At 73.6% G+C, this 25,963-nt stretch carries 29 protein-coding genes; 12 read left to right on the top strand and 17 right to left on the bottom strand.

Translation table 11 applies throughout. The annotated features are described in order from the left end of the window. Window positions 1-21 precede the first annotated feature (21 nt). Window positions 22-603 (top strand): hypothetical protein, encoded by a 582-nt coding sequence (locus tag MY526_RS00845; protein ID WP_436703004.1) that lies wholly within the window; start codon window positions 22-24, stop codon window positions 601-603. A 157-nt stretch (window positions 604-760) separates the two neighbouring features. Here the strand turns inward: MY526_RS00845 and MY526_RS00840 are convergent, their stop codons facing one another. Both MY526_RS00840 and MY526_RS00835 read right to left on the bottom strand, forming a co-directional pair. Further along, on the bottom strand, window positions 761-2,017 hold the full coding sequence (locus MY526_RS00840; protein ID WP_436703003.1) for an IS110 family transposase: 1,257 nt from the start codon (window positions 2,015-2,017) through the stop codon (window positions 761-763). Window positions 2,018-2,666: 649 nt separating this feature from the next. Beyond that, window positions 2,667-3,194 (bottom strand): hypothetical protein, encoded by a 528-nt coding sequence (locus MY526_RS00835; protein WP_436703001.1) that lies wholly within the window; start codon window positions 3,192-3,194, stop codon window positions 2,667-2,669. Between the two features lie 215 nt (window positions 3,195-3,409). On the opposite strand from MY526_RS00835, the gene MY526_RS00830 reads away from it, so the two are divergent. Continuing rightward, window positions 3,410-3,868, top strand: a complete 459-nt coding sequence (locus MY526_RS00830) for a hypothetical protein (protein WP_436703000.1) — start codon at window positions 3,410-3,412, stop codon at window positions 3,866-3,868. 97 nt (window positions 3,869-3,965) lie between these two features. Here the strand turns inward: MY526_RS00830 and MY526_RS00825 are convergent, their stop codons facing one another. The 6 genes from MY526_RS00825 to MY526_RS00800 form a co-directional block, all read right to left on the bottom strand. Beyond that, window positions 3,966-4,214, bottom strand: coding sequence for a hypothetical protein (locus MY526_RS00825; RefSeq protein WP_436702999.1), 249 nt, complete (start codon window positions 4,212-4,214; stop codon window positions 3,966-3,968). Between the two features lie 347 nt (window positions 4,215-4,561). Then, entirely contained in the window at window positions 4,562-5,473 is a 912-nt protein-coding gene (locus tag MY526_RS00820; RefSeq protein WP_436702997.1) for a hypothetical protein, read from the bottom strand. A gap of 128 nt (window positions 5,474-5,601) precedes the next feature. Further along, window positions 5,602-5,868, bottom strand: a complete 267-nt coding sequence (locus MY526_RS00815; RefSeq protein WP_436702995.1) for a hypothetical protein — start codon at window positions 5,866-5,868, stop codon at window positions 5,602-5,604. Window positions 5,869-6,389: 521 nt separating this feature from the next. Further along, window positions 6,390-6,755, bottom strand: a complete 366-nt coding sequence (locus tag MY526_RS00810; protein WP_436702993.1) for a hypothetical protein — start codon at window positions 6,753-6,755, stop codon at window positions 6,390-6,392. 173 nt (window positions 6,756-6,928) lie between these two features. Continuing rightward, on the bottom strand, window positions 6,929-8,371 hold the full coding sequence (locus MY526_RS00805; protein ID WP_436702991.1) for a recombinase family protein: 1,443 nt from the start codon (window positions 8,369-8,371) through the stop codon (window positions 6,929-6,931). A gap of 3 nt (window positions 8,372-8,374) precedes the next feature. After that, window positions 8,375-9,043 (bottom strand): ATPase, T2SS/T4P/T4SS family, encoded by a 669-nt coding sequence (locus MY526_RS00800; protein WP_436702989.1) that lies wholly within the window; start codon window positions 9,041-9,043, stop codon window positions 8,375-8,377. 334 nt (window positions 9,044-9,377) lie between these two features. On the opposite strand from MY526_RS00800, the gene MY526_RS00795 reads away from it, so the two are divergent. Genes MY526_RS00795 through MY526_RS00780 form a run of 4 tightly spaced genes read left to right on the top strand, consistent with a single transcriptional unit; the run spans window position 9,378 to window position 11,601 of the window. Continuing rightward, complete coding sequence (locus MY526_RS00795) at window positions 9,378-9,863, top strand: methylated-DNA--[protein]-cysteine S-methyltransferase (protein ID WP_436689980.1); 486 nt, start codon at window positions 9,378-9,380, stop codon at window positions 9,861-9,863. Window position 9,864: 1 nt separating this feature from the next. Next, complete coding sequence (locus tag MY526_RS00790) at window positions 9,865-10,350, top strand: RNA polymerase sigma factor (RefSeq protein ID WP_436702988.1); 486 nt, start codon at window positions 9,865-9,867, stop codon at window positions 10,348-10,350. Next, on the top strand, window positions 10,340-10,903 hold the full coding sequence (locus tag MY526_RS00785) for a methylated-DNA--[protein]-cysteine S-methyltransferase (RefSeq protein ID WP_436702986.1): 564 nt from the start codon (window positions 10,340-10,342) through the stop codon (window positions 10,901-10,903). Before MY526_RS00790 ends, MY526_RS00785 begins: the two co-directional genes overlap by 11 nt. Further along, window positions 10,900-11,601, top strand: coding sequence for a 2OG-Fe(II) oxygenase (locus MY526_RS00780; protein ID WP_436702984.1), 702 nt, complete (start codon window positions 10,900-10,902; stop codon window positions 11,599-11,601). Before MY526_RS00785 ends, MY526_RS00780 begins: the two co-directional genes overlap by 4 nt. Before the next feature lie 235 nt (window positions 11,602-11,836). On the opposite strand, the gene MY526_RS00775 is transcribed toward MY526_RS00780, so the two are convergent. Beyond that, on the bottom strand, window positions 11,837-12,820 hold the full coding sequence (locus MY526_RS00775; protein WP_436702982.1) for a helix-turn-helix domain-containing protein: 984 nt from the start codon (window positions 12,818-12,820) through the stop codon (window positions 11,837-11,839). Between the two features lie 68 nt (window positions 12,821-12,888). Here MY526_RS00775 and MY526_RS00770 point away from each other — a divergent pair, with 68 nt between their 5' ends. Then, window positions 12,889-13,569: a class I SAM-dependent methyltransferase gene (locus MY526_RS00770; RefSeq protein ID WP_436689970.1), complete on the top strand. Its 681-nt coding sequence runs from the start codon at window positions 12,889-12,891 to the stop codon at window positions 13,567-13,569. A gap of 37 nt (window positions 13,570-13,606) precedes the next feature. On the opposite strand, the gene MY526_RS00765 is transcribed toward MY526_RS00770, so the two are convergent. Continuing rightward, complete coding sequence (locus MY526_RS00765; protein ID WP_436689968.1) at window positions 13,607-15,337, bottom strand: hypothetical protein; 1,731 nt, start codon at window positions 15,335-15,337, stop codon at window positions 13,607-13,609. Window positions 15,338-15,521: 184 nt separating this feature from the next. Here MY526_RS00765 and MY526_RS00760 point away from each other — a divergent pair, with 184 nt between their 5' ends. Beyond that, on the top strand, window positions 15,522-15,911 hold the full coding sequence (locus tag MY526_RS00760) for an MmcQ/YjbR family DNA-binding protein (RefSeq protein WP_436689966.1): 390 nt from the start codon (window positions 15,522-15,524) through the stop codon (window positions 15,909-15,911). Here MY526_RS00760 and MY526_RS00755 read toward each other — a convergent pair. From MY526_RS00755 to MY526_RS00740, 4 genes are all read right to left on the bottom strand, one after another. Beyond that, window positions 15,904-16,722 carry an alpha/beta hydrolase gene (locus MY526_RS00755; protein ID WP_436702980.1) on the bottom strand — a complete coding sequence of 273 codons (819 nt, stop codon included), beginning with the start codon at window positions 16,720-16,722 and terminating at the stop codon, window positions 15,904-15,906. The genes MY526_RS00760 and MY526_RS00755 overlap by 8 nt on opposite strands. Before the next feature lie 7 nt (window positions 16,723-16,729). Further along, window positions 16,730-18,280, bottom strand: a complete 1,551-nt coding sequence (locus MY526_RS00750) for an acetolactate synthase large subunit (RefSeq protein ID WP_436702978.1) — start codon at window positions 18,278-18,280, stop codon at window positions 16,730-16,732. A gap of 31 nt (window positions 18,281-18,311) precedes the next feature. After that, window positions 18,312-18,644: an EthD family reductase gene (locus tag MY526_RS00745; protein WP_436689960.1), complete on the bottom strand. Its 333-nt coding sequence runs from the start codon at window positions 18,642-18,644 to the stop codon at window positions 18,312-18,314. A gap of 79 nt (window positions 18,645-18,723) precedes the next feature. Then, entirely contained in the window at window positions 18,724-19,662 is a 939-nt protein-coding gene (locus MY526_RS00740; RefSeq protein WP_436689958.1) for a quinone oxidoreductase family protein, read from the bottom strand. Window positions 19,663-20,228: 566 nt separating this feature from the next. On the opposite strand from MY526_RS00740, the gene MY526_RS00735 reads away from it, so the two are divergent. Together MY526_RS00735 and MY526_RS00730 are read left to right on the top strand one after the other, a co-directional pair. Continuing rightward, entirely contained in the window at window positions 20,229-20,675 is a 447-nt protein-coding gene (locus MY526_RS00735; protein WP_436702976.1) for a hypothetical protein, read from the top strand. 87 nt (window positions 20,676-20,762) lie between these two features. After that, a complete protein-coding gene (locus MY526_RS00730) occupies window positions 20,763-21,470 on the top strand; it encodes a DUF4230 domain-containing protein (RefSeq protein ID WP_436689954.1) in 708 nt (235 codons plus the stop codon). A 15-nt stretch (window positions 21,471-21,485) separates the two neighbouring features. On the opposite strand, the gene MY526_RS00725 is transcribed toward MY526_RS00730, so the two are convergent. Continuing rightward, window positions 21,486-22,685 carry an acyl-CoA dehydrogenase family protein gene (locus MY526_RS00725; protein WP_436702974.1) on the bottom strand — a complete coding sequence of 400 codons (1,200 nt, stop codon included), beginning with the start codon at window positions 22,683-22,685 and terminating at the stop codon, window positions 21,486-21,488. Window positions 22,686-22,788: 103 nt separating this feature from the next. Between MY526_RS00725 and MY526_RS00720 the strand changes: the two genes are divergently transcribed. Next, window positions 22,789-23,454, top strand: a complete 666-nt coding sequence (locus MY526_RS00720; protein ID WP_436702972.1) for a hypothetical protein — start codon at window positions 22,789-22,791, stop codon at window positions 23,452-23,454. Between the two features lie 26 nt (window positions 23,455-23,480). Then, window positions 23,481-23,870 (top strand): DUF4190 domain-containing protein, encoded by a 390-nt coding sequence (locus tag MY526_RS00715; protein ID WP_436689948.1) that lies wholly within the window; start codon window positions 23,481-23,483, stop codon window positions 23,868-23,870. Between the two features lie 81 nt (window positions 23,871-23,951). On the opposite strand, the gene MY526_RS00710 is transcribed toward MY526_RS00715, so the two are convergent. Both MY526_RS00710 and MY526_RS00705 read right to left on the bottom strand, forming a co-directional pair. After that, on the bottom strand, window positions 23,952-24,905 hold the full coding sequence (locus tag MY526_RS00710; protein ID WP_436689946.1) for an HpcH/HpaI aldolase/citrate lyase family protein: 954 nt from the start codon (window positions 24,903-24,905) through the stop codon (window positions 23,952-23,954). 98 nt (window positions 24,906-25,003) lie between these two features. Further along, window positions 25,004-25,897: a DMT family transporter gene (locus MY526_RS00705; RefSeq protein WP_436689944.1), complete on the bottom strand. Its 894-nt coding sequence runs from the start codon at window positions 25,895-25,897 to the stop codon at window positions 25,004-25,006. Window positions 25,898-25,963 lie beyond the last annotated feature (66 nt).

Below are 25,963 nucleotides of genomic sequence, written 5' to 3'. Positions count from 1 at the left end.
GACGGCTGGCAGGGTCGAGGCGTGGACGCCGCCACCGTCGTTGCCATCATCGCCGCCATCATCGCTGCCGCCGCCGCATTGGCGACCTTTCAGCAGGCCCGGAGTGCGCGTCAGCAGACCGAACTGCAGCGCCATATGCGCGTCGACAGCGCGCAGCCCTACGTGTTCGTTGACTTCCGCATGGACAAGGCCCAAGCCGCCCTGGTCAGCGTGCACCTGGAGAACCGCGGCCCCACGGTGGCGACCAACGTGCAGCTGACCTGGCAGCCCCCACTGCCTGAGCGCCAACACACCAAGGAGGGCTTCGCGGCGCTGGCGCCGCGCCGCCTGCCTTCGATGCCGCCCGGCCGAGTAATGACCTGGACGCTGGGCTGGGGCGACAAGCTGTTGAACGACAGCGCCGTGCCCACCGAGTACCTCGTCACGGTGGAGGCCGACGGTCCATTCGGCCCCGTCGAACCCCTGACCTACACGTTGAGTCTCGGCGACATGGCGCACCAGGAGGCCATCCCGGCGGGCAGTCTGCACAAGGTCGAGCAGGCGATCACCCGCGCCGCGGAGAAGCTGGCGACCGGTCAGCAGGCAATCAGTCGAGCCTCATGACGGCCGAGCCCGGCGGCGGCGAACCGACCCACGCCCGGTAGGACTCCTGCTCTCGCCGCCGGGCACCGGCCCTGGATCGGCAGGCCGGTGGCCGCCGTCCACGCCGACTCAGTGGCTCCCTGAGGGCGGCTGATCCGAAAATCCCCCCGAGCCCCGGTCAGGCCGCGGGGTTGAGGGTGACCGAGTAGCCGAGGGACTGCAGTTCGCGGATGTGGTGACGGGCCTTGCGCTCGGGGTTGTTGCGAGCGGCGTAGTAGTCCGGACCGAGGTCGATGAAGTGGGCCTGCTCGTCGGAGAGCAGCGCCCAGATGATGACCAGGATCGAGCGGCCGATCGCGACGATGGCCCGCTTCTTGCCGCGGCGGCGGGCGATCCTCCGATATCGCTCGCCGAGGAAGGTGTCGGTGCGGGCGGCGCTGACGGCGGCCTCGCCGAGCACCCGGGCCAGGTAGCGGTTGCCCTTGCCGCTGGCCGCTTTGCCCGTCGGGCGGCCGGCGGATTCGTTGACTCCCGGCGCGAACCGCGCCCACGAGGCCAGGTGCGCCGGGGTCGGGAAACGGGTCATGTCGGTGCCGATCTCGGCCAGGATCATCTGCGCGGCGACCGGCCCGATCCCCGGAATCGCATCGAGGCGGGCCACTGCGGGCGCCAGCTCGCCGATCCGGGCATCGATCCGGGCCTGCACGGTGGCGATGTCGGCGGTGACCGCGTCCACCCGCTGCAACATCTGGGTCAGCAGGAAGGCGTGGTGGTCGGTGAACCTGCCGGTCAGCGCCTCGGCCAGGCGGGCGGTCTTGGACCGCAGGCTGCCGCGGGCCAGGTTCGCCAGCACCACAGGATCCCGTTCGCCGGCGATCAGCGCGGCCATGATTGCCCGCCCGGAGGCCCCGAACGCATCGCTGACCACGACCGAGAGCTTGATCAGCGCGTCCTCGAGCAGCTTCTCCACCCGCTGCTTCTCCGCGGTGCGCACGGCCAGCAGGTCGACCCGGTAGCGGGTCAGATCCCGCAACTGCCGGATCGCCGGCGGTGGCACGAAGCTGGGCCGCAGCATCTGCCGTTCGGCGACCTTGCACAGCCACACCGCATCGAGCCGGTCGGTCTTGGGTCGGCCCGGCAGGTGCTTGACGTCGTGCGCGTTGACCAGCCAGGTCTCGAACCGGTCCTCCAGCAGGTAGAACGGCGCCCGCCAGTAGTCGCTGGTCGCCTCCATCACCACCCGGGTCACCCCGAGCTCGGCCAGCCAGTCGCCCAGCCCGAGCAGCGCGGCGGTCATCGTGGAGACGGTGCGGACCTCCTGCATCCGCTGCCGGCCCGGGCCGGGCACTCGGGCGCAGCACACCACCTCGGCTTTGGCCACGTCGAGAGCGGCGACCCGCTCGATGATCTCGGGTTCATCGGTGTCGACCCGCATCGCCCTCGCCTCCCGGTTCCGATGGAGGCGGCCACCCGCAGGAGCTGCAGGGAAAGGCGAATCTGATCCTCGTGCTCGAAGCACACGCAACGGCCCACAGCGCAGCTCCCGGCGCCCGACTTCAGACCGGCCTCGAACGACCAAGCCACCACGACGTCGACGGGCGGCCGCGCACCATTTTCAGCCCGGAACGGCGCTCCCCGACAGGGGACATGCAGGACTTCAGGGGCAGCGGCCAACTCCGCCCAGACGAGGGACATGGGTGTCTCGGCGACGAAGGTAGGTTCCGCTCCTGTGGCGAATCTCCGCATCGAGCGTCCTCATGATGGCGGGGGCATCCTGCGTCGACTTCGGGTCGACGTTGATGGCCGCCAGGTGGCTGCCCTCAAGCAGGGCGAGTCTGCCGAGATCCCTCTCCCACCGGGTCCCCACACAGTGACGGGCCGAATGGATTGGACGAGCAGTCCGCCGCTCGACGTAGAGCTGGGGGACGATGCGCAGGTTCGGGTGGAGGTCGCGCTGCCGTTCTCGGCGATCTGGAACATGGTCCGACGTCCTCGTGCCGCACTCACGATCCGTCGCATCTGACGCCCACCGCACCTGTCCCTGAGTGGGCCGCCTAGGGACACCTACGAGTCCACACCGCCCCTCACCAGCAGGCAGCCAGTCGGCGCAGCTGACGGTCTAGATCCCTGGCCGACAGGCCCCAGGGCGTTCCGGCCAGCGTGCGGTGAACCTGCCCATCGGTCAGGAGCCGCGTCCGTCCAGTCGGACCCTCGTCGCGCTCCTGCCGCAGCATCGCGCTGAGCATGGTCGTCTCCGGGTTGTACGGGAACACCTCCAGGTGCTCGACCCACAACGCCCCGAAGAGCCGCCTCAGCCGCCTCCGCACCAGCCATCCACGCCAGGCCGGCAGGTCCGGCAACGCACCAAGCACCGCGGACACCGCCTCGGGGTCAGCCGGAACGGCGAGCCCCGGCTTCCGGTCGCCTGACCCCTGCCGATCCCACCGAGCTACCTCCTGCCGCACGGGTCGCACCGCTTCGCGGACTGCCCTGCGGGCGGCCAAATCCCGGTCGGCGCGATCCTTCCGGCGGGCCACGGTCCCCGCGGTGAACACTGCCACGACGGCAGACAGGCCTGCACTCGTGAGAACGGTGGACACGTCTGGCGGCACGCGATCACCTTGCCAGGCCCGCGTCCGCCGGCTGGTCGACGGTGACCGGAGCCCTGTCCTGCGGATCATGTGCGCCGCGACTGCCGCCGGTGTCTCTGAGCGGCCCACTCAGAGACACTGCCGGGATGTGGCCTGACGCAGATTCCGACATGACTCAGGCGGAGTTCCGGGCGTGGCAGCGCGAACGCCTGCCTCCTGGCAACGAGATCCCCGTCGTGGTCGGGCTCAACGCGGCACTGGTCCGCACCACCGAGTCTGCAGTGACCCTGACCCACTGCCTGGTCTACTCCCGGGGAGTGTCCTTCAAGCTCACCGCGCTCTTCCGCGTGGACGATGACGGCCACGACGACGGCGACGACCCCGTCACGGCGGCGATCATGCCCATTCCTGGGCGCCGGCCCGACTTCATCCTCGGACTGGTCCTCGCCGATGAGGCCCGGCTCCAGGCTCCCGTGGGTGAATGGCCCCATGGGCCGTACATGGTTCGGCACATCCCTCGCGCGGCGAACAACTCCGGGCTCACCACGAGCTTGTGGTTGACCCCGCTGCCGCCCCCGGGACCGCTCGCTTTCTCCGTCGAGTGCGCCTCTCTCGGGATCGAGCCCGTCGCTGTGACCATCGATGCTGCCGCGCTGTGCGACGTCGCAGGCACCGTCCCCGCCGTCTGGGACTGAGTCTCGGCTATCTGCGCACCAGCGACGTTCCAAAGCCGCCGTGTGTCCTTTAGCGGCCCACTCTCAGGCACACTCGCTGCGCCACTGAGCCGCCCAGTTACGGCGAGGCCGCCTCCTTGTCACGGCGTTGTCGGCGGCGACGCTCACGCATGAAGGCGAAGAGGTTCAGGGCGAAGAAGCTCAGGCCGTACACGATCAGGCCGAACCAAGCGGTCGCCGCCTGGTCCCAGCCCTCGCGATCCCAAACAAATCGCTGGAGGACGTAGAGGAGGCCGCTCTCAAGCGCCGCGAACACCGCCGCGCTGAGGACGGGTCGCTTCCACACGAAGCTCAGGTCGGGACGCACCAGGGCATCCTGCCCCGGCGCTGATGTCAGCACCTTCTGGGCGGGCGCGGGTTGTCCGGCGGGTGTCCCTGAGGCCGCCTTCGGGGACAGGGCGGTGGGGCACGAGATCCGCAGGATTGACCCTAGGCGGCGGACCGCCGGCCTCCCCTCAACATCCCGGCCGTCGGTAGCGCCTCGTGTATTACGCCCACCCAACACCCGGCTGGCGTTGTCGCTGGTGAACGGCTCAGCAGGGGCGCAGTTTCGGGCATTTCGCGCTCCGCCTTACGCGCGTGCGCGCGAACAGTTCCGGGACTTCCGGGACCCCGCTTCGCGCGCGTGCGCGATCGAAGCGGGGTCCCGGTCGATCAGGCCCCGGCTTCCCCGCGGACCACCCGCAGTGGTCGGACGGTCGCCTCGGACCGGTCGGGGGCGACCAGTCCCAGCTCGACTCGGAGCGCCCCGAGCACTTCCGCCTTGATCTGGGTGATCAAGGCGTGCGCCTGGGCCAGTTCGTTCAGCGTCACCTGTTCCTCCGGGGGTGGGTTGCTCGACGGGGGGGCACCACTAGGCAGTGGACCGGGGACGGTCTCGGCCGAGGGCATCGGCTGAGGGGCACCACTAGTCAGTGGCACCTCGGCCACCTCGACCGGCGGGGGCACCGTGGGCGGGGCACCACTAGCCCCGCTTGCGGGGCACTGGTTGGCCCTCGGCAGGGATTCGACCGCGGGCAGCCGGTAGACCGCCGCCCGGCAGTTCTCCCGCTTCCGCCCCTTGGCCCACGCCTGGCCCTTCTCCACTTGCACGAGCAGGCCCCTGTCGATGCACTGGCGCAGGGCGGTCCGCAGAGCGGTCAACCCCAGGCCCGTCGCGGCCGTCAAGTACCGCCTCGGGCAGTTGGGGCTGGTGACCTTGAGCTCGGCCGCCCGTCGAGCGACCGCATCCAGCACGATCCGCTGGTTGTCGGAGACGGGGCAGCCGGGTTCCGCCAGCCAGGTCCGGAACTCCGCGACGTAGGCGGCTCGACCCGCCTCGTCCAAGGGCGGGCTCTCCTCGACCCGGTCGACAGCCCTGTCCCACACCCGCTGCAGCGTCTTCTGCACCTGCGCGGCGGGGCGGTCCTCCCCGTTCCGCTTGGTGGCCACCTGCATCCCCAGGCCGCTGGCGCGCCTGCTGAGTTCGGTGTGCCACTCCGAGAACAGCCAGCCGGCGTTGACGGCGGCCATGGCGGTCCGGAGCAGGGCGTTGTAGACCGCCGTGTCCCGCTCGCGACTGCTCATGCCGGCCGTCGTGACGCCGTCGCGGATGAGGTCGATGAACGGGGGTCTCAGGTTGCGCCTGGGGGGCCCTAGAGCCGCCTCAGCGCCTCGCTTCCGCCCGCCGGTGCCATGGGAGGACCCTGGGCGGCTCACCCCGCCACCCCCCGCTGGTAGAGCCGGAGGACGCCGCGCCGTCGACTCGGCCGCTCGCTGAGCTTGTAGCCGATCGGCCGGATGATGCCTGCCCGGACGGCGGCGTGGAACCGGCCGCCCATCCGACAGGGGTGGTCGGCCGGCGGGATGAGCGCCTGAACGCTGTCGGCGGTGAACGGCCGATCCAGCGCGGCGAGATGACGGATGGCGGCGTCGCAGCACGAGGCCCACCAGCCGTCCTGGTTGCCGTTGGCCGCGGCCACGCCGGCATCACGAAGACGCCGGGACAGGTCGGCGAAGGTCGCCGAGATCAGGGTGATTTCAGCGGCCCTAGACTCGACGTCGAGAGGCTTCCTGGCGGTGGCGTTCTCGGTGGGGGCGGTCCCGTTTCGCAGCCGGGCCGCCCCTGCGTCCGCCGTCACCGGGAGCCGCCGGGCGATCCGCCGGGGCGCAGGAGCGCGGACAGCCGTTCGCACTGCTCCGTCGTGAGGGGCGGGGCAGCGTCAACGACCTGCTTGATGTACTGGGCGAGACGGACCTCCGCCAACTCGGCGGCGACCCCGGGGACGGGGCGCTTCCAGCGACGCTGGGCGGCGTTCTGGGCGGAAAGGCGACGAAGAACAGGATCTTGGGCAGCCAAGGCAGACCTCGCGTGATGCGATGGTGGTCTGCGGCCGCCCAGTCCACAGGTGCTTCCGGCTAATCCGAGGCGCTGCGATGAGTATCGCACGCCATACGAACCGTGACGACCCGCGGGGCTCCGTGTCCCGCGGTCCGGCGACTGTCAGTCCCGGACTGGTCGGGCAATCACCTTATTGGGTCGCCTGGTCTGCGCCACGCGGTCGAGCACGGCGGGCAGCCGATCCAGGACGTCCTGAACCTTGACCGAGACGATGCCGTGGGTCGAGCACTCGGCCTCGACGAACCCGTCCGCCGTCTCGCGGTCCAAGATCATGGAGTACGGGGTGAGGAGGGCCGGACTTGTCCGCCGGTCGGTGGTCCACCAGGTCTCAGCCCACGTGAACGGGCGGCCCCGCCACTCCCTGAGCACCGCGAGGACCATGCCGACCTTGTCCCCACAGCCCTTGGCCCCCCAGCCCGCACAGCGGATGTGGGCCAGCCGGTACTGGGGTTCGTCCCGCCGCAGCATGGGCCCCACCTGAACCGGCGGGCGATCGGGGACCTGTACGTATGTCCGGCCGTAGCTCAGGTTCCGCCAGCGGGCGTGCTCTCGGTCCCGCTGACTCGCTTCGGCCAGCACACCCGGCCCCCAGTGCAGCATGGGAGTGACCATCGGACGGGGGTCCGGGTCCCGACGACTGCTCACGCGCCCGACCCCTTCCAAGCGATCGTCACGGCCCTGGGGTCGAAGGTTCGTGCGCCCTGCCGTGTTCGGTTCACGGTGATCTCCATCAGCGTGCCAACGACGGCACGGCGGCGGCTCAGCGGGAGCGCCTCCCAGACCTCTGCGACACCTTCGGTCCCGGCGAGGCCATCCAGGAGGGGCGCGGGGTCGACCACCTGGGCGCGTCGCTCGGCCGCGGCCAGCATGGGCCGCAGCTTGGCCGTAATCCGCTCTAGCTGCCGACCGTCGATCACACCTTCGGCGTACTGGTCGGCAGCGTGGTCGAGGCGTGCTCGCAGTTGCTCCGTCTCCACCAGCGCCGCGGACCGCTCGTCGCTGTCATCAGCGGCGAACAGGCGCACGGCGTCCGGACGCGCCAGCCGGGCCGTGACGAGACCCACGATCAGGCGGTCCAGGTCCGTCTTCCGGCGAATCACGCAGCCGTCGGCGGAGCAGCGGTAGGAGGGGACTCCGCGGTTCTGGGCGGCGCGGAGCGTGGCACCACAGACGCCACAGCGGGCGATACCGGAGAGCAGGTGAGCGGCGGCCGTGCCGGTGCTGGTCCTCCGCCCCGGGTCGGATAGGACCGCCCGCAGCTGCTCCCAGCGCCCCCGATCGAGGATGGCTTCCCAGGCCCCCTCGCCGATGACCTCGCCATGGTGAACACGCAGGCCGGCGTTGCGTTCGCGCAGCACCAGGGCGCGGACCATGTTCTTGCCCCAGGGCCTCCCGGTCGGCGAGGGGACCCCATCGGCGTTGAGAGCAGCCGTCACCGATCGCAGCGACTCCCCGGCCAGCAGGTCGCCGGCAATCCGCTGGACGATGGCAGCCTCCTCCGGCACGACCACCTCACGCACTGCACCGCCGGGGGTGTGCTGGCGCTGCCATCCGTAGGCGCGGCGCCCATGGGGACGGCCGGCGGCTGCGTTCTGCTCCAAGGCTCGCCGCACCCTCTCAGACTTATGTTCCGACTCGTGACGGGCGATGCTGCCGAGCAGCCGCGCCGTGAGCCTGCCGTTCGCGGTGGACAGGTCCCACTCCCCCGCCTGGACCGTGACCACGTCGACCCCGGCCCGCTCGACCGCGGCGATGAAGGTCTCCAGCTCGGCGGGGGAGCGGTGCAGACGGTCGGGATCCCAGGCCAGGACAACGTCCACCTGTCCCCCTTGGACGGCCCCCATGAGCTGGGCGTATTGCGGACGGGGCTTGCCGGAGTAGGCGCTGACGTCGTTGTCGACGTACGTACCAACGACCTCCCAGCCGTGCCGACGAGCAAGGTCATGACAGTCCTGCCGCTGCCGGTCGACCCCAAGGCCAAGCCCTCGGCGGTCGTCACTGATCCGGCAGTAGACGGCGGCGCGGGGAACGTCTGCCAGCGGGGCGCCAGGCCGGGGCGTACGGCCGTTGAGGGTCGCGGTCACCCATCAAGTATGCCACTTCGTACAGTTATCGAGCGTGGTCTTGCCCGCCTGCGTCCCGCCGGCGACCAGGATGTTCAGCCCGGCGGCGACGGCGGCCTCCAGGAAGCGGGCCGCCTGCGCGGTCAGCGTGCCGAGCGCGACGAGTTCGTCCAGCGAGTGCGCCTGCAGCACGAACTTGCGGATGTTGACCGCCATGTGCCGGCGGGTGATGTCGGGGATGACGACGTGCAGCCGCGACCCGTCGGGCATCATCGCGTCCACGAACGGGGTCGACATGTCGACCCGCCGGCCCGAGGTGCGCAGCATCCGCTCCACCAGATCGGCCAGCTCGCCGGCGCCCAGGATCGTGGTGGTCAGCTCGCTGCGGCCGCGGCGGGCCACGAACACCCGGCCGGGCTCGTTGACCCATATCTCCTCGACCTCGGGGTCGTCGAGGTAGCGCTGCAGCGGCCCGAACCCGGCCACCCGGTCCAGCACGTCGCGGACCACCGACTCCGCGTCCCCGATCGGCGGCAGCGCCGAGGACAGCGACCGCTCCGAGTAGTCCGCGACCACGTCCCGGACCAGCAGCCGCACGGGCGCGGGGTCGCTGAACGGGTCCAGCCCACGACGGCGGATCAGCTCCCGCACCTCGCCGTCGACGACCTCCAGCGCACTGGTCGCAGCCGGCACGGCACCCCCGTCGTCTCACCTGGTCAGGACGACGGACTGTAAGAGAACTGGAGCGTCCGCGGGGCGCCGATCGGACGATCTGTGGACGACGCCACGCGAACGCCACCCGGTCGGGCGACAGGCACCGTCGGGCTCGGCCACCCGGCGGTCACGGAGTGTGTGCGCGGACGAGCCGTCCACCGCCCAGCGCCCCTCGCCGTCCGTGGTGGGTCCGCCGGTCCGGATGCCGCCCGCTGAGCGGCCGCGCACATGCACCCACCGTGGCAGAAGATGTCGTCCCCCGACCTCACAATCGCGAGGTCCAGGGCGTCTACCCGGTATGGAGACGTTGACGATGAGCAGGACGCACACTGTCGTGCCCTCGCCGATCGGTCCGCTGACGGTGGTCCGGGAGGGCGGGGACCTGGTCCGGCTGGCCATGTCGCCGCCCGGGCTCTTCGTGGACGCCGAGCTGGGCGAGCGCACCGACGAGGGGTTCGCCGACGTCGTCCGGCAGCTGGGCGAGTACTTCGCCGGCGGGCGGACGGCGTTCGACCTGCCGCTGCGGCCGCTCGGCAGCCCGTTCGAGCTGGCCGTGTGGGAGCAGCTGACCCGCATCCCCTACGGCGAGACCCGCTCCTACGGGTTCGTGGCGAAGGCTGTCGGCGAGCCGGGCGGCGCGCAGGCGGTCGGCGCCGCCAACGGCCGCAACCCGCTGGCGATCGTCGTCCCCTGCCACCGGGTGATCGGCGCCGACGGCACCCTGGTCGGCTTCGGCGGCGGGCTGCCGCGCAAGCGGTTCCTGCTCGACCTGGAGCAGCGCGACAGCCGGCTGTTCTGACGTGCGGCTGGAACCGTTCGACACGGTCGTGCGGCGGCACGGGCCGACGGTGCTGCGGATCTGCCGCGCCGTCGTCGGCCCGGACGCCGCCGACGACGCCTGGTCGGAGACGTTCCTCGTCGCGCTGCGCGCCTATCCGGAGCTGCCGCCGGGCAGCAACGTCGAGGCCTGGCTGATGACCATCGCCCGCCGCAAGGCCGTCGACCAGCTGCGGGCCGCCGCGCGCCGCGCCGTCCCCGTCGCCGACCTGCCCGAGGTGCCGAGCGCGCTGGGGCTCCCCGGCGCCGCGGACGGCGAGCTGTGGGCGGCGCTCGCCGCGCTGCCGGAGAAGCAGCGGCAGACCGTCGCCTACCACCACCTGGCCGGCCTGCCCTACGCCGAGATCGCCGCCCTCGTTGGCGGCACCCCCGAGGCCGCGCGCCGCGCGGCCGCCGACGGCATCGCGGCGCTGCGCCGCACCTACCGAGAGCCGACCGATGACTCCTGACCTCGACCGGCTGGCCGCGCGGCTGGCCCTGGCCGCCGACGAGGCGGGCCAGCTCGACGTCGCCTTCACCACCGTCGCCTCCCCGGTCGGCCCGCTGCTGCTGGCCGCCACCGAGCAGGGGCTGGTCCGCCTCGCCTATGCGGCCGAGGACCACGACACCGTCCTGCAGTCCCTCGCCGACCGGATCAGCCCGCGGGTGCTGCACGCCCCCGCCCGGCTCGCCCCCGCCGCCCGGCAGCTCGAGGAGTACTTCGCCGGGCACCGGACGTCCTTCGACCTGCCGCTGGACCTGCGGCTGTCGTCCGGCTTCCGCCGCGACGTCCTCGACCGGCTGCGCGACGTCGCCTACGGCACGACGGCCAGCTACGCGACGCTCGCCGCCGCCGCCGGCAGCCCCCGCGCCGTCCGGGCGGTGGGCTCGGCGTGCGCGACCAACCCGCTGCCGGTCGTCGTCCCCTGCCACCGGGTGGTGCGCAGCGACGGCGCCCTCGGCGGTTACGTCGGCGGCGCCGAGGCCAAGCGGACGCTGCTCACCCTGGAGGCGGCGGCATGAGGGACCGCGTGGACGCCCTCGACTGGGCCACGCTGACCGCGGAGGTCGACGAGGCCGGCAGCGCGCAGACCGCGCCGCTGCTCACGCCGGACGAGTGCCGCGAGATCAGCGCGCTGTACGACGACGTCGGCCGGTTCCGCTCGACGATCGACATGGCGCGTTACCGGTTCGGCAGCGGGCAGTACCGCTACTTCGACCACCCGCTGCCCGACGTCGTCGCCGGCCTGCGCGCGGCGTTCTACCCGCACCTGGTGCCGATCGCGCGGGAGTGGGCGACGCGGCTGGGCCGGCCGGCGCCCTGGCCGGACACGCTCGACGAGTGGCTGGCGCAGTGCCACGACGCCGGGCAGGCGAGGCCGACGCCGATCCTGCTGCGGTACGGCACCGGCGACTGGAACGCGCTGCACCGCGACCTCTACGGCGACCTCGTCTTCCCGCTGCAGGTGGTCGTCGGCCTCGACGAGCCGGGGGTCGACCACACCGGCGGCGAGTTCCTCACCGTGGAGCAGCGGCCGCGGGCGCAGTCCCGCGGCTACGCCGCCACGCTGCGGCAGGGCTGCGGGATCGTCTTTCCCACCCGCGAGCGGCCGGTGCGCTCGGCGCGCGGCTGGTCGGCCGCCCCGATGCGGCACGGGGTCAGCACGGTGCGCACCGGCGTCCGGCACACCCTCGGCCTCGTCTTCCACGACGCGGCGTAGCGCGCGCCGCTCGGTCGGACGGCATCGACGGCTGACCGAGCCGCTCGGGGTCGAGGTCTGTCGGCGGGAGCTCGTGCTCTGCCCAGCATGGTGGGCAGAGCACGAGCATCCGCAGACCAGGTGGTCCGGCGGCGCGGACGAGCGCCGGCGGCTCGTGCTCTGCGTCCCCCTCACACACAGAGTCCGAGCCGCCCAAGGCGGCCATACCCGCGACGGCCGGAGTGAACGCACCGGGTCACCCGGCCCGGGCCGCCCGGCGCCACTCCTGCGGCGGCACGCCGTGCGCGGCGCGGAAGCGCCGGGTCAGGTAGCCCGCGTCGGCGTACCCGACCCGCCCGGCGACCGCCTGCACGGTCAGCTCCGTCTCGGAGAGCAGGCGGCGCGCCTCGGCCAGGCGTCGCTCGGTGATCCACTGCTGCACGGTCCGGCCGGTGCGCCGGCCGACCACGGTGGTCAGGTGCCCGGCGGTCAGCCCGACCGCGTCAGCGACCTCCCGGAGCGAGATGGGCTCGGCGAAGCGCCGCTCGATGACGTCGAAGACCGCGGCCAGCAACGGCTCGCCCCGGAGCCGCAGGTGCCCGGGGACGTCGGTCGCCAGCCGGGCGAGGTCGACGAGCAGCAGGGTCAGGTGCGCCAGAGCCGCCTCGGCCGAGCCCTCCCGGCGCTCCCGCAGCTCACGGTCCAGGTCGGCGAAGTGCCGCGCCCAGGCCCCTCGCTCGTCCTCCGGCACGGTGAGCCGCTGCACGCCACCGGCCCGCCGCCCGACGAAGGGGAACAGCAGCGGGTGCGCCCGCCACGACCCGAAGGTGCCGGGGCTCTGCCGCTCGACCGCGTCCGGCGGGAAGAACGCCGTCCACACCGCGACCTCCGCGGTGTCGGCGTCCCACTCCGGCGCGACCACCTCCCCCGGCGCGACGACGACCAGGTCCCCCTCCGACACCGCCCACCAGCGACCGTCCAGCCGGAGCCGGCCGGATCCCCGCTCGACGTAGCCGAGCACGATGAAGTCGTGCGCATGGGCCTGGTGCGGCCAGCCCTCGGAGTGGCCGGGGTGGCCACCCTCGAACCGGGCGACCGCCACCGGGGGGACGCCGGCCGTCCGCGCGTACCCGTACACCGGCGCACCGTCGACGCGGCGACCCGTGACCAGCCGGCCGATCGTCGGCGCACCGGAAGATGGTCCCGGTCCGCCCGAGCTCCCGCCATTGTCCCCGCTCATGACGCGGCCGAGAGTAGTGGCAGCAGACCCGAAGATGGTCCCGCCCGGGACCGGGAGAAAGCGGAGACATGACCGACACCACCAGCAGCACCGGCCCGCGGACCCCGGTGGACGGCGGGCAGCGCGCCTTCCTCCCCGGGTTGTCCCACGCGTGGCTGCTCCCCCTCTACGACCCGCTGACCCGGCTCCTCCACGTCGGCGTGATCCACCAGCGCCTGGTGGACCAGGCGGCCCTCCGCCCCGGCCAGACGGTCCTGGAGATCGGCTGCGGCACGGGCAACCTGCTGCTGGCGGCCAAGCGCGCCCAGCCGGAGGCGACCGCCGTCGGACTGGACCCCGACCTCGCCGCGCTGGCCCGCGCCCACCGCAAGGCCAAGCGCCGCCGGGTCGCCGTCCAGCTGGACCGCGGGTACGCCGACGCGCTGCCCTACGCCGACGCGAGCATCGACGTCGTCCTCTCCTCGTTCATGCTGCACCACCTGCCCGGCGAGGAGCAGGAGACGGCCATGCGGGAGGTGCTCCGCGTGCTGCGCCCCGGCGGCACCCTGCACCTCGTGGACGCCGACGCCCCGGACCCCACAGCCGCACACGGCCACGGGCACGTGCACCACCGCGGACCCATCCACGACCACGCCGTCGCCGACGTCCCCGCGCTGCTGCGCCGGGCCGGCTTCGCGGAGGTGACCCGGACCGGCTCCGAGACCCGCCGGCCGTTCGGCCGGTTCAGCTCCTACCGCGCCACCCGCTGAGACGGCGGCGGCGGTCGACCCGCGCGAGAGACCGGGATCAGCAACCGCGGACGTCGTAGCCGCGCAGCTCCGGCCACGCACCCGCCGGCGTCGTCGTCCAGTCGAAGACCGAGACCCCGATCGCACCCTGCTCCCGGGCCGCGCGGGCCATGCCCGCGTAGTCGGCGGCCGTCTCCGTCGCACCGAAGCCGCCGATCGTCGACACCGCCGCGCAGGCCTCCCCGAGGTTGCCGCGCAGCCGCGTGGTGTTCTCCGCCGTGTACCGGTACGCGTCGCTGTAGACCGGGTCGGTGCGGTTGCTCCAGTACGCCATCGGCTGCCAGACCTGGTACAGCGGGGCGAGTTGCCGCCACGGGAAGCTCGGCCAGTAGTTGCGGTTGATGACGTCGAGAACCACCGGCGGGAGCACGATGGCGCTCAGGGTCACGCCGGGGGCGGCAGCGTGCAGCCTCGTGGACAGGTCGACCAGCCGGGCGTTGCGCGTGGCCACGTCGGTGACCGTGCGGTCCTCGATGTCGACGCCGATCCCGTCGAACGCCTGCCCGGACGCCCGGAAGTCGACCATCGCCATCAGCCGTCGCAGGTCGGCGTCCACGTCGGTGAAGGTCGGCAGGTACCAGGCGACCACGCGCATCCCGCGCGCGTGCGCCCTGGTGAGGAACGCCGCCTGCAGGTCCGGGCTGATCAGGCCGGGGTAGCGCGGATCCGGTGCCGCGGCCTGGAGGTAGATCGTGTGCACACCGGCGTCCGCCATGGCGTCGACGTGCTCGGGGCGGATGACGGGGTTCGGGCCGCCGTACTCGCGGCTGAACCGGAACCGGGTGATCCAGGTGCCGGCGTGCTCGTAGGGGTCCAGGACGGCCACCCGCACTGCACCGGTGGCCGCGGTCCACCGGAGGAACCCGCCCTGGGTGTCGCTCTGCCGTCCCGCGACGACGTCGTACTCGCTGGTGATGGGGTAGCCGAGCACGCTGCGCGGCCCACCCAGCGAGTCGTACCTCCCCCGGATGGAGCCGTGGATCTCGTGCGCCCCGGTGGCCGGCGTCGAGTAGACCGACCCGCCCTGGAAGTGACTGAACACCCCCACCCCGTCGCCCACCGGCGTCTCGTCGGTCACCGGATAACCCAGGAACCCCCGCGCTCCACCCGATCCGTTCCACCGGTCCCGCACCCAGCCGTGCACCTCGTGCGCCCCGGTGCCCGGCGTCGAGTAGACCGACCCGCCCTGGAAGTGACTGAACACCCCCACCCCGTCGCCCACCGGCGTCTCGTCGGTCACCGGATAACCCAGGAACCCCCGCGCTCCACCCGATCCGTTCCACCGGTCCCGCACCCAGCCGTGCACCTCGTGCGCCCCGGTGCCCGGCGTCGAGTAGACCGACCCGCCCTGGAAGTGGCTGAACACCCCCACCCCGTCGCCCACCGGCGTCTCGTCGGTCACCGGGAACCCCAGGAAAGCCGTCGGCCCGCCACGCGCCAGGTACCGGTCGCGGACCCAGCCGTGCACCTCGTGCGCCCCCGTGCCCGGCGACCAGTAGATCGCCCCACCGGCATAGTCCTGTCCGCGGCCGGCACCCACGGGGTACTGGGGACCCAGCGGTGGGCCGAGGAAGGACGCCGTTCCCCCCAGTTCGCAGTGGTGGCGCTCGATCGGGTCCGCCTGGGTGCACGGCTGCGCCGCCGCCGGGACGGCGACCAGACAGAGGGCTCCGGTCACCAGTGCGAGAAGCAGTGCCGCGAGCGGCCGACCGCCGGTCCGATACGACATGTCGATCAGCTCCACCGGCGGCGCCGGGACGCTGCCGCCCCGCTTCCCCCACCGCCGCCTCGGACGGTGGCGCGGGACGCCCGGCACCACCAGTGCCCTTGGCCACGCGGGCCAGGGGTCGGACGGCTCGGTGGCGCAGCGGCCGGGCCCCGTCAGGGCAGCCGAGAGCACTACCCTGCCGCCCGTGGCGACCTGGACCGACGTCCGGCAGGTGGCACTGACCCTGCCCGAGGTCACCGAGAGCGACGCGCGCGGCCGCCACGAGTGGCGGGTGCGGGACAAGGGCTTCGTCTGGGAGCGGCCGCTGCGCCGCGCCGACCTCGAGGCGCTCGGCGACCAGGCTCCCGACGGGCCGGTGCTCGCCGCCTGGGTGCCCGACCTCGGCGCCAAGGAGGAGCTGCTCGCCGACGACCCGGCCGTCTACTTCACGACGCCGCACTTCACCGGCTACCCGGTCGTGCTGGTGCGGCTCGACGAGATGGCGGTCGAGGAGCTCCCCGAGCTGGTCACCGAGGCGTGGCTGGCCCGCGCTCCGAAGCGGCTGGCCCGCGCGTACCTCGACGCGGCTACCTGACGCCGGCCAGCTCCACGACCGCGTCGACCAGCGCGTCGCCGTCCAGCAGCACCCGGTCGTTGTGGTCGGCCCCGGGGACCTCGACCAGCCGGTGCAGCCGCGCCGCGGCGTCCGCGACCGCACGGCTCTGCGCCGGCGGCACGATGGAGTCGGCGTCGCCCAGCACCACCGTCGTCGGCGCGCGCACCGAGGCGATGCGCTCGGCCACCGGGTAGCGGTCGCGCAGCAGCGCCCGCACCGGGAGGAACGGGTAGTGCTCGCTGCCCACGGCGGCGAGGTCGGTGAACGGCGAACGCAGGAGCAGTCCCGCGGGCGGGTGCTCGCCGGACAGCTCGGCGACCACCGCCGCGCCCAGGCTCTCGCCGTAGTAGACGAGCCGGCCGGGCGGCACGCCGGCCTCCGCCACCAGGAAGGTGCGGGCCGCGCGCACGTCGCGGGCCAGCCCCGCCTCGCTCGGGCTGCCCGGGTTGCCGCCGTAGCCCCGGTAGTCGAAGAGCAGCACAGCCAGCCCGCGACCGGCCAGCGCGCGGGCCAGCGGCGCCCGCAGTCCGCGGTGCCCGCCGTTGCCGTTGGCCACCAGCACCGCGGCGGCGTCCGGGGCGCGGCCGGACACGAACCAGGCCCCCAGCGCCAGCCCGTCGGAGGTCCGCAGGACGACGTCCCGCCCGCCGGGGAGGACGTCGGCCGCGGCCGGCACCGGGCCGTCGTCGGGCAGGTAGACCAGCCGCCGCTGCAGGGCCCAGAGCAGCCCGGTCAGCACGGCGAGCACCAGGACGACGGCCACGGCGACGCGAGCGGCCCGCCGCGCCACCGCACGCTCAGTGCCGGCCGGGGAGCACCGCGTCGATCAGGTGCGGGCCCGGCTCGGCCAGCGCCCGCCGGAGCTGGTCGGCCAGCTCCTCGGCCGTCGTCGCGCGGGTCGCCGGCACGCCCATACCGGTCGCGAGCGCGACGAAGTCCAGCCCGGGACCGCCCAGGTGCAGCAGCTGCCCGGCCCGCTCGCCGTCGCCGTCGGCACCCACGCGGGACAGCTCGTGCTCGAGGATCGCGTAGGAGCCGTTGTCGCAGACGATCGTCGTGACGTCGAGCTGCTCGCGGGCCTGGGTCCACAGCGCCTGGATGGTGTACATCGCGCTGCCGTCGGCCTGGATGCACAGCACCGGCCGGTCGGGGCAGGCCACCGCGGCGCCGACCGCCATCGGCAGCCCGTCGCCGATCGCGCCGCCGGTCAGCGCCAGCCAGTCGTGCCGCGGCGCGCCCGCGGTCAGCTCGGCCAGGCCCACCCCCGAGGTGAGCGCCTCGTCGACGACGATCGCCCGCTCGGGCAGCAGCGCGCCGACCACCGCTGCCATCGACCGCGGGTCCAGCAGGCCGGTGGGCAGCTCGGGGCGGGCGGCCTCGACCGGCTCCGGCTCGGTGCCGGGCGCGACGCGGTCGGCCAGCGCCCGCACCGCGGCCACGCCGTCCTCCCCCGGGGCGGAGAGCACGTGCACCGTGCAGCCCTCGGGCACCGGCGTCCCCGGCACGTCCGGATAGGCGAAGAAGTGCACCGGCCCGGTCGCCCCGGCCAGGACCAGGTGCGCCGTCCCCTCGAGGGCGGCCATCGCCATCTCCGGCGGGTAGGGCAGCTTGTCGACGTCGGGCAGGCCGGCGCCGCGCACCGTCCGCGCGGGGAACGTCTCGGTCAGCAGCCGCGCGCCGGTGCCGGCGGCGACCCGGCCGGCGGCGAGCAGTCCCTCCTCGCACGCCACGACGTCGCCGCCGAGGAACAGCACGGCCGGCTCCCCCGACGCGAGCGCGGCGGCCACGTCCTCGACCACCGCGTCGGGCACCCGGGGGGCGGGCCGCACCGGCACCGGCTCGGCCGGCGCGGCGCCGTCCTCCCAGGAGACGTCGGCGGGCAGCACGAGGGTCGCCACCGCTCCCCGCGCCGCCTGCGCCACCGCCTCGGCGGCGTCGGCTGCGACGTCGGCCGGCGACAGCGACCGGCGCACCCAGCCCGACACCGCGCCGGCGAGGGCGTCGACGTCGGACTCCAGCGGGGCGTCCAGCCGCTTGTGCGACCGCGCGTGGTCGCCGACGACGTTCACCAGCGGGGCGCCGCCCCGGCGGGCGTTGTGCAGGTTGGCCAGGCCGTTGGCCAACCCCGGGCCGAGGTGCAGCAGGGTCGCGGCGGGGCGGCCGGCCATGCGCGCGTAGCCGTCGGCGGCGCCGGTCGCGACCCCCTCGAACAGGGTCAGCACGGCGCGCATCTCCGGCACGTCGTCCAGGGCCGCGACGAAGTGCATCTCCGACGTGCCGGGGTTGGCGAAGCAGACGTCGACCCCGGCCGCGACGAGGGTGCGGATGAGCGCCTGCGCCCCGTTCACCGGCCGCGCCCCGGCCGACCGCAACAGGCCGTCACGGCACGTACGGCATGCCGATCTTGATCTCGCGGACGTCGAAGTGCGCCATCGTCGCGCCACCGGTGGCGAAGTTGGCGACGTCCTCCCCCGCCGACCGGCCCTCCGGCGAGGCGAAGGCCGTCATCATCGACTCCTCGGACTCGAAGTCGAGCTCGGCGACGAAGTAGGGCGCCTGCTGGGAGGGGTCCATCGACTTGGCGTGGCCGGCGGTGAACCGGATGAGCCCGGGCATCTCCATGGCCAGGGGCATGTGCGTGTCGCGGTAGTAGTCGTCGAACGCGCCCGGGTCATCGGGCTGCCCATAGTTGACCACGAGCCTGTGCACCATCTGCGCACCTCCACGTCGGCCGGGCACCGGTGCCCGGGAGTGGCCCCACCCTGGCAGGTCGGGGGCCACTCCCGCGACCTCAGAAGGTGAGGACCAGGCGCCCGCGGACGCCGCCGCGCTCGAGCAGCCGGTGCGCCTCGGCGGCCTCCTCGGCGGGGATCGTCCGCGCCACGCGCAGGGTCACCACGCCGTCCTCCACCAGCTGCCGCAGGCCGTCCAGCCGCTCCTGCTCCTCGACGTAGTTCCGGACGGCGACCGGGTGGACGCGCAGCCCGCGCTGCCCGTCGCCCCGGTAGCCGCGCACGGTCGCGACGGTGCCGCCGTCCTTCACGGCCGGGAGCACGAGCTCGTCCTGCACGGAGCCGTCGGCCAGCCCGTCGACACCCTCGGGGTAGAGCTCGCGGACCCGGTCGGCGACGTCGTCGCCGCGCCGGACGACGACGTCGGCGCCGAGGTCGCGGACCAGCTGCTCGTCGGCCTCCGAGGCGTCGGCGACGACGGTCAGCCCCTCCCGCTTGGCCAGCTGGATCACGTAGCCGCAGAACGCACCCGCGGAGCCGGTCACCGCGAGCACCTGGCCGGGCTCGAGCGCCATCAGGTCGAGCGCCAGCCGTGCGGTGAGGCCGTTCATGGGCAGAGTCGCGGCCTCGGCGTCCGTGGCGCCCTTCGGCGAGCGGGCCACCGACCCGGCCGGGACGACGAGATCCTCCCGGTAGCCGCCGTGCGCCCCCGACGGCAGCACGATCGCCATCACCCGCTCGCCCACCTGCAGGTCGGTCTCGACGTCGGGGCCGATCTCGAGCAGCTCGCCGGCGGCGTCCATCCCGGGCACGTAGGGGAACTCCTTGACCGGGTCCCGCTGGGCGTACGTGCCGTTGCGGGCGTGGGTGTCGGTCGGGTTCACCGTCGCCGCGGTCACCCGCAGCCGGACCTGCCCCGGCCCCAGCGGCTCGGCCGGGACGTCGATGAGGTGCAGGGCCTCCGGCCCACCGAACTCGGTCACTCCGACAGCTCTCATGTCCCGAGCCAAGCCCCGGCCCGCGCGACGTGTTCCCCGCCCTTCCGTGACGTGGAACCCCGGACCGTGACGCCGGCGCGCACTCGCCGAACGGCTCACCGCGCCGCTGGACTCCTCGCTGCGGCTCGCCCTGCTCAGGCCCCTCTCCGCGGCCGCGGAGGAGCTCACCGGCCAGCTGGCGCCCGGAGCCGTCGACGTGCGGCTGCGCGGCAGCGACATCGGCCTGGTCGTGACGCACCCGGTGCCGCCGCACGAGGAGGGCGCTCCGGAGGCCGACCCGGGGTTCCGCGCAGCCGGCGCCGGGAGATGCGGACGACGGCGGGACGGCGCGGATCACCCTGGGCCTGCCCGACGCGCTCAAGGCCCGGGGTCGAGGAGGCCACCGAGCGGCAGGGCTCCTCGGTCAACAGCTGGCTGGTCCGAGCCGTCACGCGCGCCCTGCAGGACGGCGGCCCGGACGCGCCGGGACGCCGCCGCGGCCGCTGGTCCGGCCAGACCTACTCGGGCTGGGTCAGCTGACCGCCGCCCGCCCGCTGCCCCGACACCCACCCGTCCGGAGGTCCACCGTGCCCACCTTCGCCACCCCCGGCCCCGTTGCCGCGCGCATCCAGGCCGCCGAGCAGACCCGGGTCGAGTACAACGGCGGGACGCTGCTGGTCAGCTCGCCCCGCCGGCCCCGCCTGCTGTTCTTCGGCGGCGGCCTGCCATCGGTCGAGGTCGACGTCCTCCTGCCGGAGCGCTCGGTGCTCGCCGTCGACTGCGGGACCGGCGACGTCGACTGCTCCGGGCCGCTCGGCGCCGTCCGGGCCACCGTGAGCAGGAGACCGTGCGGCTGCGCGCCCGCACCGGCTTCGGCGACATCGTCGTCCGACGGGCGTGACGACCATGACCCCCGCCATCTCCGTCACCGGGCGGCATCAACGGCCTGCTGTCGGTCGGCTGGTGCGCGGCGATCGCGCTGGGCCGGGTACCTGTGGGCGCGGGCCGCGTACGACCGGCGGCCGGCCCGCTGACGCACCGCCGTCCCCGATCGCGGGAATGACGGGCGGCTGCCCGTCGCTGAACAGGGCAGTCCCCCGCCCGTTCGGAAGAGGTCGCGCATGCCCGCACTCCTGCTGGACCGGTCCACCGACAGCACCGCCGAGCGGACGCCGCGCCGCCGGCGCCGGGTGCCCCGCCGCCTGGTCGCCGCCGCGATCGGGCTGGCCGTGCTCGTGCCCGTGTCGGGCCAGGTGTGGGACTGGCTGCCCGGCAACCCGTTCGAGCAGGACGTCGTCGACCGCAGCACGACGCCGCTGCTGCTGGCCCTCGACGACCTGCACGAGTACCACGCGGCCACCGGCACCTTCCAGGTCGTCGTCGACCAGGAGAAGGACACCCGGTACGTGCCGTCGGTGATCAGCGGCGAGCGGGTCAGCTTCCTGGCCACCGGCACCGCGGACGCCTACGTCGACTTCGAGGGGCTGGACTCCGGCCGGGTCGCCCTCTCCGCCGACGGCACGTCGGCCACCATCGACCTGCCCTCGCCGCGCGTCGGCGAGGTGCGCATCGACCCGGCGGAGAGCCGGGTCCTCGACCGCGACCGCGGGCTGTTCGAGCGGGTCGGCGACGCCTTCGGCGACAACCCGGTCGACGACACCGAGCTCTACGCGCTGGCGGAGGACCGGCTGGCCGCCGCGGCCGCGGAGAGCGACCTGCGCGAGCGGGCCGAGGACAACACGCGGGACATGCTGACCGGGCTGGCCCGCTCGCTCGGCGTCGACCGGGTCGAGGTCACCTTCGAGCAGCCGGCCGACTCGGCCGGCTGATCGGGGGGTCCTCCCTCAGCGCTTGAGGGCGTACTCCTTGAGCAGGCCGCGGCTGATGATGGTCTTCTGGATCTCGCTGGTGCCCTCGCCGATGAGCAGGAACGGCGCCTCGCGCATCAGCCGCTCGATCTCGTACTCCTTGGAGTAGCCGTACCCGCCGTGGATGCGGAACGAGGTCGTGGTGACCTCGGCGCAGTACTCGCTGGCCAGCAGCTTGGCCATGCCCGCCTCGACGTCGTTGCGCGAGCCGGCGTCCTTCAACCGGGCGGCCTTCACCATCAGCGCGTGCGCGGCCTCGACCTTGGTGGCCATCTCGGCCAGCTGGAAGGCGATCGCCTGGTGCTGCGCGATCGGCCGGCCGAACGTCTCCCGCTGCTGGGCGTAGGCGATGGCCAGCTCGAACGCGCGGATCGAGATGCCGCAGGCGCGGGCCGCGACGTTCACCCGGCCGACCTCGACGCCGTCCATCATCTGCGCGAACCCCCGCCCCGGCGTCCCACCCAGGACGTGCTCGGCGCCGATCCGGAAGCCGTCGAACACCAGCTCGGTGGTGTCCACGCCCTTGTAGCCCATCTTGTCGATCTTCCCGGGGATGCTCAGCCCGGGCAGCACCTCACCGAACCCGGCCGGCTTCTCCACCAGGAAGCAGGTCAGGTTCTGGTGCGCCTTCGCCGCACCCTCCTCGGTGCGCACCAGCGCCGCGACCAGCGTGGAGGACCCGCCGTTGGTCAGCCACATCTTCTGCCCGTCGATCACGTAGTCGCCCTCGACCTGCTTCACGGCCTTGGTGCGGATCCCGGCGACGTCGGAGCCCAGCCCCGGCTCGGACATCGAGAACGCGCCGCGCACCTCGCCGGTCGCCATCCGCGGCAGCAGCCGCTCGCGCTGCTCGGGCGTGCCGTGCTGCAGCACCATGTAGGCCACGATGAAGTGGGTGTTGATCACCCCCGAGACGCTCATCCAGCCGCGGGCGATCTCCTCGACCACCAGCGCGTAGGTCAGCAGCGACTCGCCCAGCCCGCCGAACTCCTCGGGGATCATCAGCCCGAAGATCCCCATCTCCTTCAAGCCCTCGACGATCTCGGTCGGGTAGGCGTCGGCGTGCTCGAGCTGCTGGGCGTGCGGGATGATCTCCTTGTCCACGAAGCTGCGGACCGTCGCCAGGATCTCCTGCTGGACGTCGGTCAGGTCGGCGGTCTGGGCCAGACGGGTCATGGCGGTCGCTCCTCCGGGACTTCGGTGTCCGTAGTTACCGGTGAGTATGGGCCACCGCCCACCCGCCCTCGTCACACCCGCCCGCCGGGCTAGCGTCGCCGGGGTGAGGTCCCTGGTCGTCGCGCTCGCCGCCGTCCTGCTGGCCGCCGGCTGCGGGAGCCCGCCGGCGGACGACGCCCCGCGGGAGGAGCCCGCGCCGGCCCAGGCCGAGCAGTCGGCAGCCGCGACGGCCGACCCCGCGGCCGCGACCACCCCCGAGGAGGCGGCCCTCGCGGTCGCGCTGCGGGCGACGGACCTCCCGGCCGGCTGGTCGGTGCAGGCCAACCCCGTGCCGGACGGCGACCTGGCCGGCGACCCGAGCCTCGACGGCATCTGCGGCGTCGCCTTCGCCTCCGAGGAGCACCGGGTCGCCAAGCACCCCGTCGTCGGCCTCCACCCGGCCGGCGCCGCCACCGTCGTCTCCGAGGCGATCGCCTACGACTCGGCCGAGTCCGGTGAGCTGGCGCTGACCGAGCTGCGGGACGCCTTCGAGTCCTGCACGGCCGGCGACCGCACGCTCGTCGAGCCGCCGGTCGTCGAGGGACTGGCCGGGACCGTCGTCGCGGTGCGCTACCGGCTGGCGGACGGGACCACGCAGGACGTGCTCGCCCAAGGGCGTGGCGCGGTGGTGTCGGTGCTCATCGCGGAGGATCCTGCCGCAGGCGCCACCGCCGCCCGGGGCATCGCGACCCGGATGGCCGCGCTGCCCGGCGCCGCCGTCGGGCGGTGACCCGGCGCCCCCGACGGAAGGACCCGATGAGCACGCACGACGACGGCCGGTACCGGGGCGACTCCCCCGCCACCGTGCCGCCCCCGCCGCCGTACGCCGACCCCGGCTACGGACCGCCTCCCGGCTACGGACCGCCTCCCGGCTACGGCCTCCCGTACGCGCCACCCGCGCCGTACCCGCGGCCGACCAACACCCTGGCGGTCCTCGCCCTGGTCATGGCGTTCGTCTTCGCACCGGCCGGCGTGGTGCTCGGCGTCGTCGCACGCCGGCAGATCAGGCGGACCGGCGAGGACGGCGAGGGCCTGGCCCTGGCCGGCATCATCGTCGGCGCGGTGTTCTGCGCGCTCGTCGTCCTGGCGATCGTGCTGTGGTTCGTGGCGGTCGCCGCGCTGGCCGGCGTCTCCTTCGGCCCCTGACGCCTCGGGCATAGGAAGCTCTACCCACGTCGACGGGTGCTGGACGGGGGGAGAGCTTCCTATGCCTCGTTCAGCGGGCAGTCAGCTCTCCGGCGGGCTGAACGTCGAGGTGCGGGCCATGCCGGCGGCGCGGCCCTTGCCGGCGATGACCAGCGCCATCTTGCGGCTGGCCTCGTCGATCATCTCGTCGCCGAGCATCGCCGAGCCCTTCGCGCCGCCGGCCTCCGACGTGGACCACTCGTAGGCGTCGAGGATCAGCTCGGCGTGGTCGTAGTCCTCCTGCGACGGCGCGTAGATCTCGTTGGCCGCGTCGATCTGCCCCGGGTGCAGCACCCACTTGCCGTCGAACCCCAGCACCGCCGACCGCTTGGCCACCTCGCGGAACGCGTCGACGTCGCGGACCTGCAGGAACGGGCCGTCGATCGCCTGCACGCCGCGGGCCCGGGCGGCCATCAGGATCTGCATGAGGATGTAGTGGAACGGATCGCCGGCGTAGTCCGGGTGCAGCGCCCCCACCACGAGGGACTTCATGTTGATCGAGGCCATGAAGTCGGCCGGGCCGAAGATGATCGTCTCGATCCGCGGGCTGGCGAACGCGATCGCGTTGACGTTGATCAGCCCCTGGGCGTTCTCGATCTGCGCCTCGATGCCGATCCGCCCCACCGGCAGGCCGGTGGACTTCTCGACCTGGGTGAGCAGCAGGTCCAGCGCCTGCACCTGGGCGGCGTCGACCACCTTGGGCAGCATGATGCAGTCCAGGTTCGCCCCGGCGCCCCCGACGACCTCGATCACGTCGTGATAGGTCCACTCCGTCGTCCAGTCGTTGACCCGGACGGTGCGGATCTTCTCCCCCCACCCGCCCTCGTTGAGCGCGGCGACGATGTTCTTCCGGGCGCCGGGCTTGGCCAGCGGGGCGCAGGCGTCCTCCAGGTCGAGGAACACCTGGTCGGCGGGCAGGCCCTTGGCCTTCTCCAGGAACCGGGGGTTGCTGCCCGGCACGGCCAGGTTGGAACGGCGGGATCGGAGCTCGGCCACGGGTCCTCCGGGGTGGTGGGGTGGGCGGACGACACAGCTGGTCGGGGTCAGGTCGCTACCGGAGGGTAGTCAGGGGCAGAAATGGCCATTTCTGCCCCTCAGGTCGCGGGCTCGACGAGGGTCACCGGCCGGCTGGCGCGCACCACCAGCGCCACCCCGAGGACGACGAGCAGCACGCCGGGCAGGGCGAGCAGTGGCGGCACCTGCCCGAGCAGGACCAGCGCGAACAGCAGCGCCCCGGGCACCTCGAGCAGCACCACCAGGCTGACCACCGTCGGTCCGACCGAGGAGAGCACCAGGTTGAGCAGGGTGTGGCCGAGCACCTGGGCGCACACGGTGATCGCCGCGATCAGCAGCCAGTCCCGGCCGCTGAACCCGCCGAGCGGGGCGCCGACGACGACCGCCGCGACCGCGATCGTCAGCGCGCAGACCGAGTAGCAGACGATCGCGTAGGCGGCGGTGGACAGCCGCTGCCGGGCCCGCGCCCCGGCCAGGACGTACCCGCCGGCGCAGACCGCCCCCAGCAGCGCCAGCCCGTCGCCGACCAGCGCCCGCACGCTGACCGTGACGTCGACCCCGGCGATGAGGGCGACCCCCAGCACGGCCAGCACCAGCCCCCACCAGATCGCCGCGGGCAGCCGCACCCCGCTGATCCGGGCGACCAGCGCCGTCCAGATCGGCGTCGTCGTGACCAGCGCGGTCGACGCGGCGACCGTGGTCATCGACAGGCTGGGCAGCCAGGCGGCGAAGTGCGCGGCGAGGAACAGCCCGGCCAGCACGGAGCTGCCGAGGTGGCGGAACCGGAGCCCGGCCAGCACCGGACGCTCCCGCAGGAGCAGCACCGGCAGCAGCACCGCGGCGCCGCCCACGTTGCGCCAGAACGCCAGCGCCAGCATCGGCGCCGCCAGCAGCGTGGTCAGCGGCGCGGACAGCGAGATGCCGACGACGGCGGCGGCCATCAACCCGACGTCCCGGCCGCCGGGACGGTGCACCGCCCACGCGGAGCCGGCCCCGTCCAGAGGCTCGCGCCGAGCGGAGCCAGGGGTGAGCGGGACGGG

It is taken from the genome of Geodermatophilus sp. CPCC 205761 (genome assembly GCF_051383655.1).
Lineage (GTDB): Bacteria > Actinomycetota > Actinomycetes > Mycobacteriales > Geodermatophilaceae > Geodermatophilus.
Note: the sequence above shows the minus strand (reverse complement) of the source record. Positions and strands in the feature narration are given on the sequence as shown.